We start from the raw sequence: 17,867 nt of genomic DNA on the forward strand, positions 1-17,867 counted from the left end.
CCTGGATTGACTACTTAATGTGAGCATATACATGCACTAAGTAGTAATTTGGGATCTTGGGCGCCTCTATACTCCATTTCGGCCCGCAGCGCATCCTCAGGAGTCCGGCGCCACGACCCGGGTTCCGCGTCCAGCACGGCCGCTCGCGCCCCAGCACAGGCCTCAGCCCCGTCCGGCCTACCGCACCGATGCGCTACGCCTTCCGGGGGCGGGCGTGTCGGAGCAGGCGCCGGCGGCGCATGCCGTGAGCCACTGGTCGAAGTCGGCGTCGTAGCGGGTACCGATGTCGGAGTTGTAGACGGCGTATCCGCCCGCGTAGTCGCCGACCCGGAAGCGGGCGAGCATGCGCTGGATGTCCGCCGGGTGGTTCTCGAACATGTAGCGGACCGCGAGATAGCCCCAGGGGTAGGTGCGGATCACGTCGCTGTTCGCGTAGGTGTTCTGGAACAGCGTGCTCAGCCGGTAGGTGTGTTTGCCCGCCTCGCCGACCGCCTGCTCGTCGGTGATGCCTCGGTAGCCGTAGGAGACGTATTCGGCCAGGCCCTCGATCCACCAGACGTCCGGCACCGACGTCTGCCGGGTGAAGTCGCCCTTCATGTCGTAGCGGGCGTCGAGGATGTGCGTGTACTCGTGGTTGAGGTTCCAGATGCGGGCCGTGAAGCCGTCGTCGGAGGCCTTCTGGTACATGATCGAGAGCGGCTGGTTGGCGGGATCGGCCGGGTCTCCGGTCAGCGTGATGCCGCCGTTGTCCGTGCTGACGCCGTAGATCGCCCCGGCATAGGTCTGGTAGTCCGCGCGGCCGGCGAAGACGACGAACTGCGCCGTCGACAGGTGCTGGCCCGGTATGGGGCCGTCGTCCTTGACGAGGTCGTCGAAGTACGGGTCCTGGGCGCTGAGGTTGGCGCATACGGCGTCGAGTTCGGCGGAGGTGAGCGCCTGGGCCCGGACGGTGTGGGTCGCGTCGCAGGTGTGGGTGAGGGGCAGGGCCGCGTCGGTCAACCGGGCGGGCAGGTCGCAGATGTCGTAGTACGAGCAGTCGGGGCGGTCGTAGTAGTCGGCCTGCGTCGCCACGGCGACCCACAGTGCGGCCGAGGGACCGGTGATCTTCGAGGCGTTCAGCAGGTCCTTGGCCAGCGGCTGGACCGTGGCGCGCAGCGCGGTGTGTTCGACGTAACGGGCAACGTTCATCCCGGCGTTGGAGTCCAGGTAGGCGCGGTCGGTGCCGAGCAGGTCCAGGTGCTTGAGGGCGAACCCGTGCAGGGTCCGGACGATGCCCGGGTCGGCGGTCACCGCGTTGACGTAGTCCGGGTTCCAGTTGCCGCGCCACAGCGGCGTGTAGACGTCGTTGACGGCGGTGAGCATGCTGGGGACCGCGTCCCAGGAGCTGTCGTAGGCGTTGAGCAGGCGCTGATAGGCCGTCAGATAGCGGGCCTGCTGGTCGGCGCTGTCGGTGAGGACGACGGTCTCGCCCAGCACGTCTCCGTTCGCCGCGGTGACGTCCCGGGAGTGCCGGCCCGCGAAGAAGGCGTCCAGGCCGCGGGTGGTGGCCTGGGCCAGGGGTGCGCCGTAGGGGCCGACGTCGGACGGGTTGTTGAACTGGACGTAGTAGCCGGCCCGCAGGAACAGGACGAGCTGCCACACCCCGGAGGAGTTGTCGCCCCGATAGCGTTGCGCCTCTCGGGTGAAGGCCTTCGCCACGGTGACCATCTGGGACTGGCGGAAGATGTCTCGGGCGTTGATGCCGGTCACGGCGAACAGGGTGTTGACGCAGCCCGTGGTCGAGGCTTCGACGAAGGTGACGAGCGCCGAACCGGTCCTGCTTGCGAAGTCGGCCGGGGTGCACGAGACCGGCTTCGGTTTGGATTTCGGTCCGGTCTGCGTGGTGGGCCGGGTCCGGGACGGGGTCGGTTGCAGCGGGGGCAGTTGGGCCGTGGTGAGCGGTCGGGCCTGCAGGGCCGGCTGGTCGGCGGCGGCGGTGGCGGTCGAGCCGGTGGGCGGCGGAGGTGACGTCGTCTTCCGGGCCACGGTCATGGGGGTGGAGCCGTGCCGGGCGGGAGGTGCCGCGAGCGCCGGCACCGACAGCAGGCCCGCGAGTGTGATGCAGACGGCGAGGGTGACGGCGGCGCGTCTGGGCAGCGCAAAGAGGTAGCGCATCTCTGGACTCCTCTGCGGAGGGATGCGCCTCGGTATGGGTGTTGAGGCGCGTGAGGCACCATCTCAGCGCCGACTGCCCTCAACAATGGAATGTGACATAGCACTGTGCAGCGGCCGGCCATAACACCCGGCCGACCTGGGGTCGCGACCCCGCCCCGACCCCAGCCTCGCCCCGCCCCGCCTACGCCCCGCTCCCCCGCCAAGTGCGTGCAGCCCACGCCTTCAAGTGCGGTGACCGCCCCGCGAGTTCGCGATATGCGGAAGCGGCGGAGTGGAACAGTTCCTCCACCACGTCCTCCGCAACCGCATCTCGCCGCCAGGCCAGCACATAGCGGCACCACAGCGGCGTACCGATCAGCGGTTTGATCACCACGTCCGGGATCGGCCGCAGCGTCGGCTGTACGACGGACACCCCGAGGCCGTCGGCGATCATGCTCTGCAACTGCACCTGGTCACCGAGGAATTCATGGACGGCGACCGGCGAGAAACCGGCCGCTGCACAGGCCGTGTAGAAGACCCCCGGCCAGCCCGCTCCGTCGTCCGGTGTCAGGAACCAGGCATCCTCGGCCAGGTCGGCGAGCGAGACCTGAGCGCGATGTCCGAGGCGATGGCGGGTGGGCAGCGCCACGAATGTGGGCTCGGTGACGATCCCTCGGTGGGTCACCGTGTCCGCATGCTTCAGTTCCATCCCGGGGTAGTCCGCGGCGACGGCCGCGTCCACCTCGCCGTCCTCCAGGAGTTCGACGATCCGCGAGGAGGCGTACACGCTGCTGACGGCGAGCGTGACGTCCGGCAGCCGGGCCCGGACCCGCGAGACCATGCCGGACAGCACCGGCGAGTTGGTGGCCGCGACGCGCAGGGTCCTACGGGTACTCGCAGCGTCGGCGGCCGGACGGCGCCCGATCGCTGCGGCACGGGCCAGGACGTCGCGGGCCTGGGCGACGACCTCGACGCCGTACCGTGTCGGTCTGACTCCTGTCGCCTCGCGCTCGAACAGCGACTGGCCGAAGTAGCGCTCGATCCGCCGGAGTTGGGTGCTCATGGCGGGTTGCGAGTAGCCGAGGTCCGCGGCGGCGCGGCCCACGCTCCCGGCATCCGCGATCGCACACAGGACACGCAGATGCCGAAGCTCCAGGTCCATCCGTACGCTCCCCCTGCCGCCGTGGACAGGAAGCGTTCCATCACACCGCCCCGTACACAAGTCGCAGGTCAGCCACCCTCCGAGCCAGGAGGGCGACCGGCGCGCTACGTCGGCGGCGGCTGCGTTCCAGCAGTCACATCCTCCTCGCCGGCGCCAGGAGCCGTCGGGACCTCCTCACGCTGCTTCTTCAGGGCGAGTTCCCTGGCCGTCTTTTCCGAGTGCAGCCTCATCTCTGCCTCTGTCCGAAGATCGAACACCGTCGCCTCCTTTGCCGTACCGCGAATGTTCCTTTGCCTTTAGATTACTCTATGGATGAGGTCGGAGTCACGGTCGAATTGGCGTTGTGCCGCAGGTGGTTGACTCGCTCATCTCGGTGTCCGGGCAGATGGAGTGCGTGTTGACGCTCGGGCGCGCGGCCCGCCTCTACTCCGGGGGCGTCGGTGTGTCGTGGGTGCGGTACATCGCCTGGACGTCCAGTTCCAGTTGGACCGTGGGGCCGACCACCGCGATGCCGCGGGCCAGCATGGTCCGCCAGTTGAGGGTGTAGTCCTCACGGTGCAATTCCGCCTTGGCGAGGGCGGCGCAGCGCAACTCCTCGCCGTAGCCGCCGTTGACCATGCCCAGGTACGTCGTGTCCAGCGACACCGACCGGCTCACTCCGTGCATGGTGAGGGTGCCCAGCAGCGACCACTTGCTGCCGCCCCGATAGGCGAAGCGGGTACTCGTGAAGTCGATGTACGGAAAGCGGTCGACGTCCAGGAAGTCGGCGGAACGCAGGTGTGCGTCCCGGGTGTTGTTGCCCGTGGTGATGCTCGACGCGTCGATGCGCACATGGACGCGGGAGTCGGCCACCTCCTGCATGACCTGGATACCGCCCTCGAAACGCTCGAAACGGCCGTGCACATGGGCCATGCCGACGTGCTTGGCGATGAAGCGGATCGCCGTGTGCGGCGGGTCGAAGAGCCAGGTGCCGGGAACCGGGAGTTCGGCCTGCCGGGCCGGCTGGAGCCACACCCGCTGGGACTCGACGCCGGCGTCGGCGACGACCTCGACCGTCTCCCGATGGGGTTCCAGCCCTTCGGCCACGACCATCAGGCTGTAGGCGCCCGGCGGCAGGACGGCCATGAACAGTCCGTACGGATCGGTGGTGCCCCGCGCCGCAACCTGGTGACTGCGAAGCTCCGTCACCGTCACATCGGCGGCACCCAGGGGCTGGTTCACCGGATCCAGCACCTCGCGGACGACGATGCCCGCGCCGGACGGGACGGGAAGCGTGAGGCCCGCGGCGCTTCCGGGGGCATTCCTGAATCGCCGCCGGAGCAGTCCGAGGGGCATGGATTTCACCTTTCAGTCTTTCGGGCCGGGTGGGGCCGGGTTCAGTACGAGGTCGAAGCGCGCGTGCCGGAACGGGTTCGGGATGCCGAACTCCCGTGCCAGGGACGGGTCGTCGGTCTCGGCGAAGTCCTTCACGAGGCTTGCCTTGACCGCGAACACGGCGTCCGAGTCGAGATGGTCGCTGCCCGCCACGAAGATGTGCGTGGTGACCGGCGCATGCCCCACGGCGGAGGCGATGAAGTGGATGTGGGCCGGGCGGTAGGGGTGCCGTCCGGTCGCACGCAGAAGGCCGCCGACCGGGCCGTCCGTGGGGATCGGATAGGGGCTCGGCACACAGGTGCGGAACCAGAATCGGCCCTCCGCGTCCGTGGTGAACAGCCCGCGCCCGTTGCCGGCCGGCTGGACCTCGGGCTGCTGGACGTCGTAGTAGCCCTCGGCGTTCGCCTGCCAGACGTCGAGGACCGCGCCGGGCAACGAGGTGCCGTCCCGGGACAGTACCCGGCCGCTGACCACGCACGGCTCCCCGCCGCCCACCAGGTCGATGTCCGCACCGAGTTCACGGATCGGGGACTCGGTCATGTGGAAGGGGCCGAGCACCGTCGACTCGGTCGCCGATCCGCGGCCGTCGCTGTTGATCGTCTCCACGAGCATCGAGACGCCGAGCACGTCCGACAGGAGGACGAACTCCTGCCGGGTGTCCGTACACGTCTGACCGGTCGCCGTCAGGAAGCCGATCGCCTGCTCCCACTCCTGCTGAGTCAGCCGCGTCTCGCGCGCAAAGGCATGCAGGTGGCGGGTGAGGGCGGCGAGGAGCTCGCGCAGCCGGGGTTCGGTGGTGCCCTCGAGGCTGTCGACGACGGCCTCGGTGAGGCGCGTGATGGAGGTGGATTCAGTGGTCATGTCCTGCGCCTTCCGGTCAGGCATGCCCGAGGATCCGCCGCACCGCCCTGTTCAGCAGCCCCTCGGCGTCCTCGCCGGAGGCAGCCGCGGTCGGGTGCCGGAAAGCGACGTAGCCGTCCGGCCGTACGAGGAGGGCTCCCCCGTCGGCCACCTCGCTCAGACGGGCCCAGTCGCCGTACGGGTCCTCGTACTCCTGGCCGGGGCCGATGACGACGGTGGCGATCTCCAGGTCCTGGGCCTCGGCCGCCCGTACCCAGTCCGCGCCGCCGATACCGGTGATCAGGGTGAACCGGCCCTGTCCGACGGTGTCGAGGGTGGACAGGGTGCGGCTGCCCGAGGTGATCCAGGCGTGCGGGAGCTTGGCGCCGGGGCGGGAGGTGGGCTGGTGGTACAGCTCGGGGTCGCGGTCGAAGCCGGGGTCGGGGGTGCCGTCGGGGACGATGGCCGCGGAGGTGTAGCGCTGGTTGAGGTCGACGCCGTGTGCGTTGAACTCGTACACCTTGAAGGCGATCGCCTCGCGGAGCTTCACGCGCTGCTTCTGCGCGGCCTCGGTGTCGTCCTTGCGGGCGGCGATGTTCGCCCACAGCTGCTCGGGGGTCTGCGGGGACAGGCCGTCGAGTGCCTCGAAGACGGGGGCCGTCTCACCGATGGACTTGTTGGCCCGCGTGACGATCTGCCGGCCGATCGGGGCGCGTTCCGCGGTGTAGGTGTCCAGGAGCCTGGGTGACGCGGTGCCGTCGAGGACGAGCTTGAGCTTCCAGGCCAGGTTGTAGGAGTCCTGGATGGAGGTGTTGGAGCCGAGGCCGTTGGACGGCGGGTGGCGGTGCGTGGCGTCGCCGGCGCAGAACACACGGCCGTTGGAGTAGGTCTCCGCGTACATCTCGTTGACGGTCCAGGCCGAGGACGACCTGATGGTCACCGGGATGTCGTCGTCGCCGACCAGCTGGCGTACGACGGACTCGGCGTACTCGGTGGTCAGGTCGGGCGCGCCGGCGGTGACGTCGTAGCCCCAGACGATCAGCCACTCCTTCCAGGGCCGGACGCAGCGCACCAGGCCCGCGCCGATGCCACCGACGGTGGCGCCGGGCGCCAGCACCCAGTAGAGGGTGGAGGGGCGATGCGCGGTGTACTTGCTCAGATCCGCGTCGAAGACGATGTTGATGCTTCCGGCGACCCCCATCTGCCCGCCCATCGGCAGCCCGGCGTCCTCGGCCACCTGGCTGCGGCCGCCGTCGGCGCCGATCAGGTACTTGGCGCGGATGGTGTATTCGTCGCCGCGCAGCCGGTCCTCGACGGTGACCGTCACGCCGAAGGCGTCCTGGACGAAGGACTTGTAGACGGTGCTGAAGCGCAACTGCGTGCCGCGTGCGACGGCGGCGTCGATGAGCACGGGCTCCATGAGGTGCTGCGGCATGTCGCACATGCGGGTGGGGCTGGCGAGTTCGTGCGCGGCCTGTACGAGGGGGTCGTTGCCCCAGGAACGGACCCGGCCGAGTTCCTCGCCGGCGAGGCTGGTGCAGAAGGTCGTGTTGCCCATGAGGTGCTGCGGGGTGGCTTTGGCGACGACCTCCTGTTCCACGCCGAGGTCACGCAGCACCTCCATGGTGCGCTGGTTGGTGATGTGCGCCCGGGGCGTGTCGGCGAGGCTCGCGTAGCGGGTGACGACGATGTTCGGTACGCCATAGGTGCTCAGGGCGAGCGCGGCCGAGGCGCCCGCTGGGCCACTGCCGACGATCAGTACGTCGGTCACGACATCGGGCTCGACGGTGTGCACGGGGAAACGCTCCAGGAATTCCAGAATGAGGACAGGCGTCGACTGCTCATGATCATGTAGGGAGACGGGTGAAGCCGGGTGTCTCAATACGAGACAGTTCCCCGGTCGGCACCACAGGTTGTTGTGCGTTCAACCGTCCCCGATAGGGTGAGTCGTGCCGTGACCACCGCAGAACACCCCGCCGTCCACCCTGCTCTCGCCTCGCTGCGCAGGGCCCGCGAGCTGTTCCTGCTGGGGCGGCAGCTGCCGGACGGGGTGCCGCAGGACGTCGTCGCCGCCTGGAAGCGAGCCCGTTTCTTCGGCGTACGGCACGACGCGAAGACCCCGGCGCCGGAGGTGCCCCGCCTTTCCGTGCGGGCGCCGGAGCCCCCTCTGCTCACCGCGGCACGGCCCGTACTCGAACGGATCGCCCCCGCGCTCGGCACCGGGCAGAGCTCGTTGGTGCTGACGGACGAGCGGCTGCGGGTGCTGTGGGCAGCCGGGCTCGGGCCCGGCGACCCCTGCCACGACCTCTCCGAACAGGTCGTCGGCCACAACAGCGCGGCCCTTGCGCTGCACACCCGGCGCCGTGCCGAGGTGCACGGCCCCGAGCACTTCCTCGACCTGTGGCAGGACGTCTCCGCGGTCAGTGTGCCGGTGCGGGAGCCGGAGACGGGACGGGTGCTGGGCACGGTGACGGTCTCCTGCGGACTGTGCGCCGAGTGCGGGCCGCATCCGGGCGCCCCGCTGGCCGAGGCCACGGCGGTCGCCGTCGAGGCGGAACTCCTGTCCCGGTCGCGAGCGGCCGAACGGGTGCTGCTGGACGCGTACCTGAAAGTCGCGGGCGAGCTGGGGCGCACCGTGGTCGCCCTCGACGGTCGTAACCGGCTCGTCAGTGAGGCGGCCGGACAGCTGCTGTCGCCGGAGGCGCTGGAGGTGCTGGAGCGGGAGGTGGTGGCCCTGCTGCGGGAGGGGGGCCGTCGCCGTGGCGCGCAGGAGGAGCCCGAATCGGCCTCCGGAGCCGGCGGCGTCTCCGAGGCGTCGACCGCTCCGGCGCCTTCGGCCTCGTACCGCCTCCGGCTTCCGGTCGGGACGGGCTGTACGGCGATGCTCATCCCTGTGACGCACGAGGGCTCGGTCGTCGGGGCGGTTGCCGTGCTTGAGCCGGTGGGGAATACAGGGGCGGCGCCCACCGCGCGACCCGCGGTGGGACTGGCCGGGCGTTCGGCGCCGTGGCGGCATGCGGTCGGCCGCGCGGCCGAGCTGGCCGCAACTCCGGAGCCGCTGCTCCTCGTGGGCGAGCGCGGCACGGGGAAGTCCTCACTCGCACGGCACCTCGTACAGCAACACCTGGTCACCATGGACGCGGCCGAGGGTGAACTCACCCTTCACGGCGATGAGTTGGCGAACGGCCGTCCTCTGCTCATCCGGCATGTCGAGCGTCTCACGCAGCCCGGCACGGCGATCCTCAACTCGCTGCTCGAATCGCACCCGGGCGCGCGTCTGCTGGTCACCTACACGCCCGGAGTGCCGCCGGGGCCGTGTCTCCAACGGCTCCTGGACACCCTGGCCGCACGCTCGGTCACCCTGCCGGCGTTGCGGGAACGGCCCGATGACATCAGGGAGTTGCTCACCGCCCTGGCTCCCCGCCCGGCGCCGGGACGGCCCCCGCTCACCTGGACGCTGGACGCGTTGCGTGCTCTGGAACAGCACCCTTGGCCCGGCAATGTCACCGAACTCGCCCATCTGGTACGGGCGTTGGCCGAGCAGCGCCGTGCGGCCGGCCCGGTTCGGCGCAGTGAGCTGCCGGACCCCGTGCGCGAGGGTCCCGCAAACCGCCGGCTGAGCCCGATGGAGCACGCCGAGCGCGCCGCCATCCTGGAGGCCCTGCGCCTGCACGGCGGCAACAAGGCCCGGGCAGCGGCGTCCCTGGGCATCGCCCGCGCCACGCTGTACCGGAAGCTGCGGGGTTACCGAGGCTGACCTCGGCATCGGCGGCCGGCCCCCGTCTGGCGGAAAAGCCTTGTACAGCTGCGGAGTTCTGCTCGGTAGCCTGTTGCAGCCATGCAGGGCCCGCGAGTCCGCCGAAGTGAGGTCGTGTCATGAGAGCGATCGTCGTGGGGGCGGGCATCGGGGGCCTCGCCGCGACGCTGAGTCTGCGCCGCGCCGGTCACGAGGTCACGCTCCTCGAACAGACACCGCAGTTCACCGAGGTCGGCGCCGGGATCCAGCTCGCCCCCAACGCCACCCGCGAACTGCGCCGGCTGGATCTGTTCGACGCCGTCGCCTCACAGTCGGCCCGCCCCGCCGCCGTGAGTTTCCGCACCTGGTCCGACGGGGCCGAGATCTGCAGCTACGCGCTGGGCCGCGAGGTCGAGGACGCGTTCGGGGCACCCTATCTGCAGGTCCACCGGGCCGATCTGCGCGATGCCCTGGCCGCTGCGGTGCCGGGCGGGTCGGTGCGGCTGAACACCCTGGTCGTGGGAATCGACCAGGACGACAGGAGCGCGCATGTGACGACAGCGAACGGTGAACGCCTGGGTGCGGACCTGGTCGTGGCCGCGGACGGCATCCGGTCCGCGGCCCGCCGGTTGCTCTTCGGCGCCGACGAAGCGGTCTTCTCCCACACCGCCGCCTACCGGGCGCTGCTCCCGGTCGACGAGGTGGCCGATCTCGGCCTGCCGGACACCGGGGTGTGGCTGGGGCCGGGGCGGCACTTCGTCCACTACTGGGTGCGCCGGGGCGAACTCCTCAACGTGGTCGCCGTGTTCGGGACGGAGGTCGCCGCCCCGGAGTCGTGGACCGCGCAGGCCGAGCCGGGAGAGCAGCTGCGCGCGTTCGAGGGCTGGGACTTCCGGGTGCGCAGGGTCCTGGAACGCGCGGGGCAGGTCTTCCGCTGGAGCATCTACACGCGCGCCCCGCTCACGCGGTGGCACATCGGCCGGGTGACCCTGCTGGGCGACAGTGCCCATGCGATGGTGCCGTTCCAGGCCCAGGGCGCGGCGCAGGCGGTCCTGGACGCGGCCGTGCTCGGCGACTGTCTCACGGAGGCGGGGCCCGCCGACGTACCCGACGCGCTCGACCGGTATGTGCGCCGGCGCCTGGCGGCCGCCACGAGCATGCAGGCCCGCTCTGCGCGGGCGGGCGATGAGTTCCACCTGCCGGACGGGCCCGAGGCCGAGGCGCGCAATGCCCGGATGGCGGCGTACGCGGCCGAGCACAGGTTCATGCCCGTGGCGACCGCGTGGGGGGTCGACATCCTCGACGAGCAATGTTGACAGCACAACGAACGTCCACCGCGTCAGTCCACGGGCCACGTGTGCGCGGGCGCGTTCAGGTGCATGTAGTCCATGTACGTGGTGGTCATCCGGCGCAGCGCCTCCTGGCGGTCGCAGACACCGGTCTTCTCCAGGTGGTGCACCGTCTCCGCCTGCCACAGGGCGCCGTTGCGGGCCGTGACGCAGCGCTGCTCGATGATGCCGAGCAGGGGTTCGCGCCAGGTCGCATCCATGCCGGCCAGTTCGAGGCCCCGGTGGGCGAGCGGCAGCAGGCGCCGCAACACCAGTTCCGTGACCGGGACTTCGCCCACGCCGGGCCAGTACAGGCGGGCGTCGATGCCGTCGCGGGCGGCGGCGTGCAGGTTCTCCTCGGCGACCGCGAAGGACATCCGCGTCCACACCGGCCGGTCCTCGTCGACCAGGGCGCGGGTCAGGCCGTAGTAGAGGGCGCCGTTGGCGATGATGTCGGCCACGGTGGGGCCCGCGGGCAGGACACGGTTCTCGATGCGCAGGTGCGGGCCGCTGTCGGTGACGGCGTACACGGGGCGGTTCCAGCGGTAGATCGTGCCGTTGTGCAGCGTCAGTTCGCCCAGCTGCGGGACGCCGCCGCTGTCGAGCGTCGCCTGCGGGTCCTCCTCGTCGCACAGCGGCAGCAGGGCCGGGAAGTAGCGCACGTTCTCCTCGAAGAGGTCGAAGACGCTGGTGATCCACCGCTCGCCGAACCACACCCGCGGCCGTACGCCTTGGGCCTTGATCTCCTGCGGGCGGGTGTCGGTGGCCTGCTCGAACAGGGGGATGCGGGTCTCGCGCCACAGCTCCCGGCCGAAGAGGAAGGGCGAGTTGGCGGCCAGGGCGATCTGTACGCCCGCGACGGCCTGGGCCGCGTTCCAGTAGGACGCGAACTCCTTCGGGTCGACCTGCAGATGGAACTGGGTGCTGGTGCAGGCCGCCTCGGGGGTGATGGCGTCGGCGTACATGGAAAGGTGCTCCACGCCGTCCACCCGGATCCGCAGGTCCTCGCCGCGTGCCGCGAAGATCTGCTCGTTGAGCAGCTTGTACCGCGGATCGCCGGACAGGGCGGACTCGCCCACGTCCGACTCACCCAGCGTGGGCAGGATGCCGATCATGATCATGTGTGCGCCCACGGCGGATGCACGTTCCTCGGCGTGGTTGAGGGCGTCGCGGATGGCCTGCTCCCAGGCACCGGGACCGCCGGCCGTCAGCCGGCGGGGCGGGAGGTTGATCTCCAGGTTGAAGCGGCCGAGCTCGCTCGACCAGGCAGGGTCGGCGATCGCCTGGAGCACCTCGGTGTTCCGCATCGCGGGCCGTCCGTCGCCGTCCACCAGGTTGAGCTCGATCTCCAGCCCGACCTGGGGGCGCTCGCTCTCGAAGCCCGACTCGCGCAGCATCTGCGCCAGCACGTCGAGACAGGTGTGCATCTTGTCCCGGTAGCGGCGGCGGTCCTCCCGTGTGAACACCAGGGCAGGTACGTCACGTCCCATCGGGCCCTCCCGAGTGCCCTCGGCGGATACCTCTCGTCCCAGCGTCCCACCTCGAAGGGGTCCAGCACAGTCGGCGACCTGCCGATCACGGGAGGTGCCGGACGGTACGACGGAGGGTGAATGGCGCGGCACCTGTGCTGAACTCGGTCGACACAGTGAGGAGCGTCGCCGATGAGCAGACCGCAGTCCGAGTTCCGTCGTCCCGAAGCGCCCTGGCTGCGGCCGCCCGGGGCGGCCGACGGCGTGTGGGAGCAGGTGCTGGCCGAGGATCCGCAGACCGGGGACGCCACCGTGCTGCAACGGTACGAGCCGGGGACGGACACCAGCGCGCAGGGCAGCGTCCGGCACGACTACTTCGAGGAGGTGTACCTCGTCGAAGGCTCGCTGACCGACCTGCGCCTCGGCGAGACGTTCACCGCGGGGATGTACGCGTACCGGCATCCGGGCATGGAGCACGGGCCGTGGACGAGCACGGAAGGCGTGCTGATGCTCGTCGGACGACGGCTTGTATGAGGGTGCCGAGTCGGCGGTCCTCCGGACTGAAAAACGTTTTAGGCACCGTCGGGGTAGACTTGCGTCGCCCATGAGGACCACGTCGTGCCTGGTCGCACGGCTGTCACAGCGAGGGGGGTGGACGCCATTCCGGTTCGCCCCGCCCGGATCCAGGACGTCGCAGCCGCCGCCGGAGTCTCGGTGTCGACGGTGTCGAACGTGCTGAACCGCCCGGAGCGCGTCAACGCGGCCACGGCCGAGCGGGTGCGCGACGCCGTCGCGGCGCTCGACTACGTGCCCCATCCGGGCGCCGCGGGACTGCGCACGGGCCACACGTCCTCGATCGGTCTGGTCCTGCCCGACGTGACCAACTCCTTCTACGCACGCATCGCGCGGGGCGCCGCCGACGCCGCGTACGACCACGGCTATTCGCTGGTGCTCTGTCACAGCGGGGACGCCCCGGAGCGCGAGCAGGGCTACTTCACCATGCTCGTCGAACAGCGGGCCGTCGGCGCCGTGGTCGTCCCGCTCAGCGCCGACCCCACCCGGCTCACACGGCTGCGCGAGCGGGGCATCCCGCTGGTGCTGGCGGACCGTGCGATGCCCGCTCAGGACGGCTGCTCCGTCTCCGTCGACGACATCGCCGGCGGCCGTATCGCCGTGCAGCACCTCCTGGAGTGCGGGGCGCGCGACATCCTCGTCGTGAACGGGGAACGATCGATACGGCAGTGCACCGACCGCTACCAGGGCGCCCGGCAGGCCGTGCGGACCCGGCGCGAGGCACATCTGGGCCAGGTGGTCGCCGAGGAGATGACGGTGGCGTACGGCACGGAGATCGCCCAGCGGCTCGACGAGCTGCCCGACGGGGTGTTCTGCACCAACGACTTCCTCGCCGCCGGACTGTGCCGGGGCCTGGCCGAGCGGGGTGTGAAGGTCCCCGAGGACGTGCAGGTGGTGGGGTACGGCGACCTCGACATCGCAAGCTTCGTCGGGACGACCCTGACGACGGTCCGGCAGCCCGTCGAGGATCTGGGCCGGGCCGCCGTGGAGATGCTGCTCGACGAGGTGGAGGCCCGCGCCGAACACGCCCACGAGACAAGGGTGTTCGCCCCCGGCCTCGTCCTGCGGGACTCCACCCTGTCACTCACCGGAGGCTGACTCCCGGACCCGCAGCGTCACCGGTCCCAGCAGCCCGGACGTCAACTGGGAGGGGAAGGCCCAGGCGGTCGGGGTGGCTTCGGCGAGATACGGGGCAAGGGTGTTGTGGACGGTCACGTCGATTCGTACGGTGCGTCCGGCGGCACCGCGCAGCTCGAAACGGTACGGCGCGCAGAACGCCTCGCCGGCCGGCTCCCCGTCGAGAAGAACGGCGACGCTCCCTCGCACCCGCCCCAGGTCGAGCACCGGGTCCGGCCCGGCAGGCACCTCCACGTCACGCGTGTACGTCACACCGCCGCTCCAACCGCCAAGACCCAGCGACCCCCAGTCCCCGAGGGGCAGCGGCGCCGGCACGGTACGGACACGCACCGGCCCGCACCAGGCGGAGCCGCCCCGCAGCACGGCAGTCGGTTCGGTGACGACCTCGAACACCGTTGGTCCTAGGAGAGGTTGAGTCAGCGTCAGCACTCGTCCGTCGAACCGGAATTCCGCACCGTCTTCTGTCCTCACCCGTGCGGCCGGCGCCAGCGGCAGGTCGAGCGACACTGTGCCCGGCGGAGCGGTGAAGCGGAAACGCTGTGTACGCGCGCGTACTTCGTCGGTGGACCGCAGCGGCAGTACGGCGGTTCCGAGCGCCGGTCCGCCGGTCAGCCACTCGGTGTCCGGCAGCGGGTGCGGTCGTACGACGGCGTGGCAGTGCTGCAACTCCCCCCACCTGCCCTCGTGTTCGACGGTACGCCCGCGCCACTGTCCCGTCTCGGCCTCCCAGCCGGCTCCGCTGACCAGCGCGGTGACACCGGTTCCCGCTACGAGGTCGACGAACACGGCGTCCCGTGCGCGGACGCCGTCGGCCACCACGTCGAGCACGTGATCGCCCGCCGAGAGGGTCAGTTCGTGGCGGAAGAACATCGGCACCGCGCCCCAGTCGGACTCGTAGTACTCGACCTTCTCCTGCCGTGCCACGACCGCGCCGTCGAGCAGCACGGTGACTCCCGCCGCGGCGCCCACCACGAGCACCGCCCGCGCCCCGCCGTCCGGGAGACTCAGACGGCCCCGGTAGGTGACGCCGCCGTCCGGCCGCACACCGTCGGGCAGACACATGAACTGCGGACGCGGCACGAACCCGTCCGGAGAAGCCAGACAGAAGTAACTGCCCAACGGTGCCTGGGACTTGGCCGAGATCATCGAGGGGCGGTCCTCGGCGTCGGACAGCTCGTACTCCAGGACGTTGCGGGGCCGGTCCACCTCCACCAGGGCGGACGCAAGGTATCCGCGGCCCGTGGGCAGCCTCTCGCCGTTCCACCACACCCGCTTGGCCGCTGCCGCGCCGACGTGCAGACCGGCAGGCCCGCGGTGGTCGGTCTCGACGATCGTCCGGACCCGGGCGAGGGTTCCGGGGCCCGGCACCGGGACGCGTACGAACTCCTCGGTCACCAGCCCCTTGTTGCCCAGCAGCCCGTCCGGATCCGGGATCCCACGGCTCGACGAGAACAGGGCCACGGCCCAGCTCTCGTCCCAGGGCACAAGGGGCAGTTCTCCGGCCAGGACCCGTGCGACGCAGGCCTGGTCGAGCGGGTCGGGGGCCTTCGCGGCGGGTACCGGGGGCAGGACGCGTGCCCGGTTGCCGTACGTCGCCCGGATCTGCTCCCAGTGCGCGTCGGGGGCGTCGCTCTCGGTCCACCGCATGGTCCAGATCTGCGGTTCCTCGACGGACGCCCCGGCGGGCAGCGCAAGGTCGCCCCACGTGTTGTCCATGGTCGGCGCCAGGCGGCCCTCCCAGCCGCCGGACACGTCGATGGTCCGGGCCTGCTCGGGCGGTGGTGCGGGTGCCGGGGTCGCCGGGGTGCCTTCTCGCCATACGACGAGGGCGGCGGGGGCGCCTTCCAGCGGCACCTCGATGGTCGAGACGCCGTCGGTGACGGTGACGCGCACAACGCGTCGGGCACCGTTCGCCGGGTTCCAGACCTCGGCCTCGGCGACCGGGGCGCGCACGGTGAGGGACCTGGCGGGGGCATAGCGGGCGGGGTCGACGTCATGTTTGCCCCTGGGCGGATGCGCGCGGGCGTCGGGGAAGGCCCCCGTCACCAGGGCGACCGCTTCCTTGCCCTGCCGGCGCACGAGCAGCGGCACGTCACCGGTCGCGTACCCGGCAGAGTCCGCCACGGCCACCGCTCCTGCCTCGGCATCACTCGCCCGCTCCAGCCCGGGATGAGCGCACAGCGCCGCTACGACGGCGTCGTCACCGGCAAGACCTGCCGCAGCCGCCGGCGGGCGGCCCACGGCCACCACCCGTCCGCCGGCGTCGAGCAGTTCGGTCAGGCGTCGTGCCGTCTCCTGCTCCAGGACGCTCGCCGAGGGCAGCAGCACCGCGGTGTAGGCCAGGTCCCCGACTCGCAGAGCGCCGTCGGCGGGCGTGGCCCGCTGCACCGAGGCGTCGTCGATGACGTCGTAGGAGACGCAGTGCCGGTCCAGTGCGCCGATGTGGGGCCGCAGCCAGTTGTTGGTGCCGCACAGGTCGAGGTAGTGGCGCTGGGTCTCGTCGGCCTCGGCGTGGTTCTCGCCGAGGCGGCCGTCGCCGAAGTGCTTGACGGGGGCGTCCAGCGGGATGAGGGACTGCATGGTGGTGGTGGGGTGCAGGACCGCGACGTCGGCGCTGTAGGTGCCCCAGGAGAGGATCGAGCAGATGCGGGCGACGGCCCGGGAGAAGGCCGGGTACTGCGGCCAGTAGGGCTGGCGCCAGTCGGTGGACGGCGGCGCCCACTCGAACCAGCCGCCCGCGGTGCCGAAGTAACTGGCGTGCGGGTTGTACAGGTTGGCGCCGCTGCGCAGGAACGGCAGGAGCCAGTCGTAGGTGTCCTCCAGGGTGCCGCCCCAGCCGGAGGAGTGGAACGCCTCGATCCAGACGCGCTCGTGTCCGTAGAGGTGGGCCATGGAGGAGTGGACCTTGGAGTCCCCGTGGTGGTCGCTGCCCGCGGCGCCGTACCAGCGGTGGGTGCGGAAGTAGTCCGTGTAGATCTGCGTGGACTGGGCTGGGAAGCCGGAGCGGGCGGGGTGGCTCTGGTCGCAGCCCAGGAGCATGCCGCGTTCGTCGTGCCAGGCGGCGAGGGGTTTGAACAGGGCCTCTTCGGTGAGTTCGGCGCGGACCGCGTAGTAGTCGGCGCGGATCTTCGCGGCGTGAACTGCGTCGGGGGTGTCGTGGAAGAGGGCCGGCAGGTGGTCGAGCAGGTCGTAGCCGCGACGGGCGAGGAACTCCTCGGGGAAACGGTGGCTCCAGGCGTTGGTGCCGGGCAGTTCGTCCTGGAAGCTTCCGGCGATGACATTGCCCAGGTACTCGGGGACGCGCCGGTCGTACTCGTGGTGCACGGCGTCCAGGAGCAGGCGGACGGCGCCGGGGTCCAGGTAGTCGAAGGCCGTGGGCACGGCGGTCACGAGCTGCACCTGGCTGCCGTCGGCGGCCGCGATCCGCGCCGTGCCGGTGACGGGCAGGCTCCCGCCCTCCGTGGAGTACGCCCCCATCAGGGTCTCCGAACTCCGCAGGGAGACGGCCCCGTTGGAGACGCTCGCGGTGCGGCAGCGCAGGGCGAGGCCGGCCGCCTCGGGATGCCGGCGGGTCACTCCGCCCTGGACGTTGGCGCCGGAGAACCCGATCTGGTCGTAGAACCACAGGCGCATGCCCAGGTCCCGGGCGATCTCGCAGGCGTCCGTGAAGCGTGCCCACCACTCCTCGCCGAACCACGGCGGTTCGTCGGCGCGGGCGCCGAAGCTCGGGCCGGCCGGCGCCAGGTTGATCACCACCAGGTTGTGGACCCCGCCGTCGGCGAACCTGCGCATCTGCCAGGCGAGGCGGTCACGGGTGACCCTTGCGCCCGACCACCACCACAGCGGAGTGGGGCCGAAGTCCCGGGGCGGCTCGTCGAACAGCTGCTGCAGCGCGGAGGAGATCACGGACACGGTCCTTCCGGGAACGGCTGGGCACCCTCGCGGATCAAAACGTTTTACATGGGTCTGATCGCCGACAACCTGGAATGTTGGCACCGGATCCCCCAGGCGGGAAGGACGTAGGCGCGTCTTCCTGCAAATGGGCGCATGAGGGGTTGTTGGAACGTTTTTCCGACCCTATATTCACTGCACTCGGCCTCAGAGCCGCGACGTCC

General features: G+C 70.7%; 11 protein-coding genes. 4 read left to right on the forward strand and 7 right to left on the reverse strand.

What is annotated here, in order from left to right; translation table 11 throughout:
• Nucleotides 1-177 precede the first annotated feature (177 nt).
• From EDD92_RS05465 to EDD92_RS05485, 5 genes are all read right to left on the reverse strand, one after another.
• Complete coding sequence (locus tag EDD92_RS05465) at nt 178-2,154, reverse strand: collagenase (protein ID WP_123963248.1); 1,977 nt, start codon at nt 2,152-2,154, stop codon at nt 178-180.
• A gap of 181 nt (nt 2,155-2,335) precedes the next feature.
• On the reverse strand, nt 2,336-3,295 hold the full coding sequence (locus tag EDD92_RS05470) for a LysR family transcriptional regulator (protein ID WP_123963249.1): 960 nt from the start codon (nt 3,293-3,295) through the stop codon (nt 2,336-2,338).
• A gap of 423 nt (nt 3,296-3,718) precedes the next feature.
• Nucleotides 3,719-4,630, reverse strand: a complete 912-nt coding sequence (locus EDD92_RS05475) for a YceI family protein (RefSeq protein ID WP_123963250.1) — start codon at nt 4,628-4,630, stop codon at nt 3,719-3,721.
• Between the two features lie 12 nt (nt 4,631-4,642).
• On the reverse strand, nt 4,643-5,530 hold the full coding sequence (locus EDD92_RS05480) for an intradiol ring-cleavage dioxygenase (protein WP_123963251.1): 888 nt from the start codon (nt 5,528-5,530) through the stop codon (nt 4,643-4,645).
• A 16-nt stretch (nt 5,531-5,546) separates the two neighbouring features.
• Complete coding sequence (locus tag EDD92_RS05485; protein ID WP_123963252.1) at nt 5,547-7,304, reverse strand: FAD-dependent monooxygenase; 1,758 nt, start codon at nt 7,302-7,304, stop codon at nt 5,547-5,549.
• A gap of 159 nt (nt 7,305-7,463) precedes the next feature.
• On the opposite strand from EDD92_RS05485, the gene EDD92_RS05490 reads away from it, so the two are divergent.
• The gene (locus EDD92_RS05490) at nt 7,464-9,266 is read left to right on the forward strand and encodes a sigma-54-dependent Fis family transcriptional regulator (protein ID WP_123963253.1); all 1,803 of its coding nucleotides are present in this window, start codon (nt 7,464-7,466) and stop codon (nt 9,264-9,266) included.
• A gap of 119 nt (nt 9,267-9,385) precedes the next feature.
• Nucleotides 9,386-10,561 (forward strand): FAD-dependent monooxygenase, encoded by a 1,176-nt coding sequence (locus EDD92_RS05495; protein WP_123963254.1) that lies wholly within the window; start codon nt 9,386-9,388, stop codon nt 10,559-10,561.
• 23 nt (nt 10,562-10,584) lie between these two features.
• Here the strand turns inward: EDD92_RS05495 and EDD92_RS05500 are convergent, their stop codons facing one another.
• Nucleotides 10,585-12,063, reverse strand: a complete 1,479-nt coding sequence (locus EDD92_RS05500; RefSeq protein WP_123963255.1) for a glutamate-cysteine ligase family protein — start codon at nt 12,061-12,063, stop codon at nt 10,585-10,587.
• A 171-nt stretch (nt 12,064-12,234) separates the two neighbouring features.
• Here EDD92_RS05500 and EDD92_RS05505 point away from each other — a divergent pair, with 171 nt between their 5' ends.
• Complete coding sequence (locus tag EDD92_RS05505) at nt 12,235-12,576, forward strand: cupin domain-containing protein (protein WP_123963256.1); 342 nt, start codon at nt 12,235-12,237, stop codon at nt 12,574-12,576.
• Between the two features lie 117 nt (nt 12,577-12,693).
• Nucleotides 12,694-13,713 carry a LacI family DNA-binding transcriptional regulator gene (locus EDD92_RS05510; protein WP_123963257.1) on the forward strand — a complete coding sequence of 340 codons (1,020 nt, stop codon included), beginning with the start codon at nt 12,694-12,696 and terminating at the stop codon, nt 13,711-13,713.
• Here EDD92_RS05510 and EDD92_RS05515 read toward each other — a convergent pair.
• Nucleotides 13,696-17,658 (reverse strand): glycosyl hydrolase, encoded by a 3,963-nt coding sequence (locus tag EDD92_RS05515; RefSeq protein WP_123963258.1) that lies wholly within the window; start codon nt 17,656-17,658, stop codon nt 13,696-13,698. The two genes, EDD92_RS05510 and EDD92_RS05515, sit on opposite strands and share 18 nt — an antisense overlap.
• Between the last annotated feature and the right edge of the window lie 209 nt (nt 17,659-17,867).

The organism is Streptomyces sp. TLI_185, assembly GCF_003814765.1.
Lineage (GTDB): Bacteria > Actinomycetota > Actinomycetes > Streptomycetales > Streptomycetaceae > Streptomyces.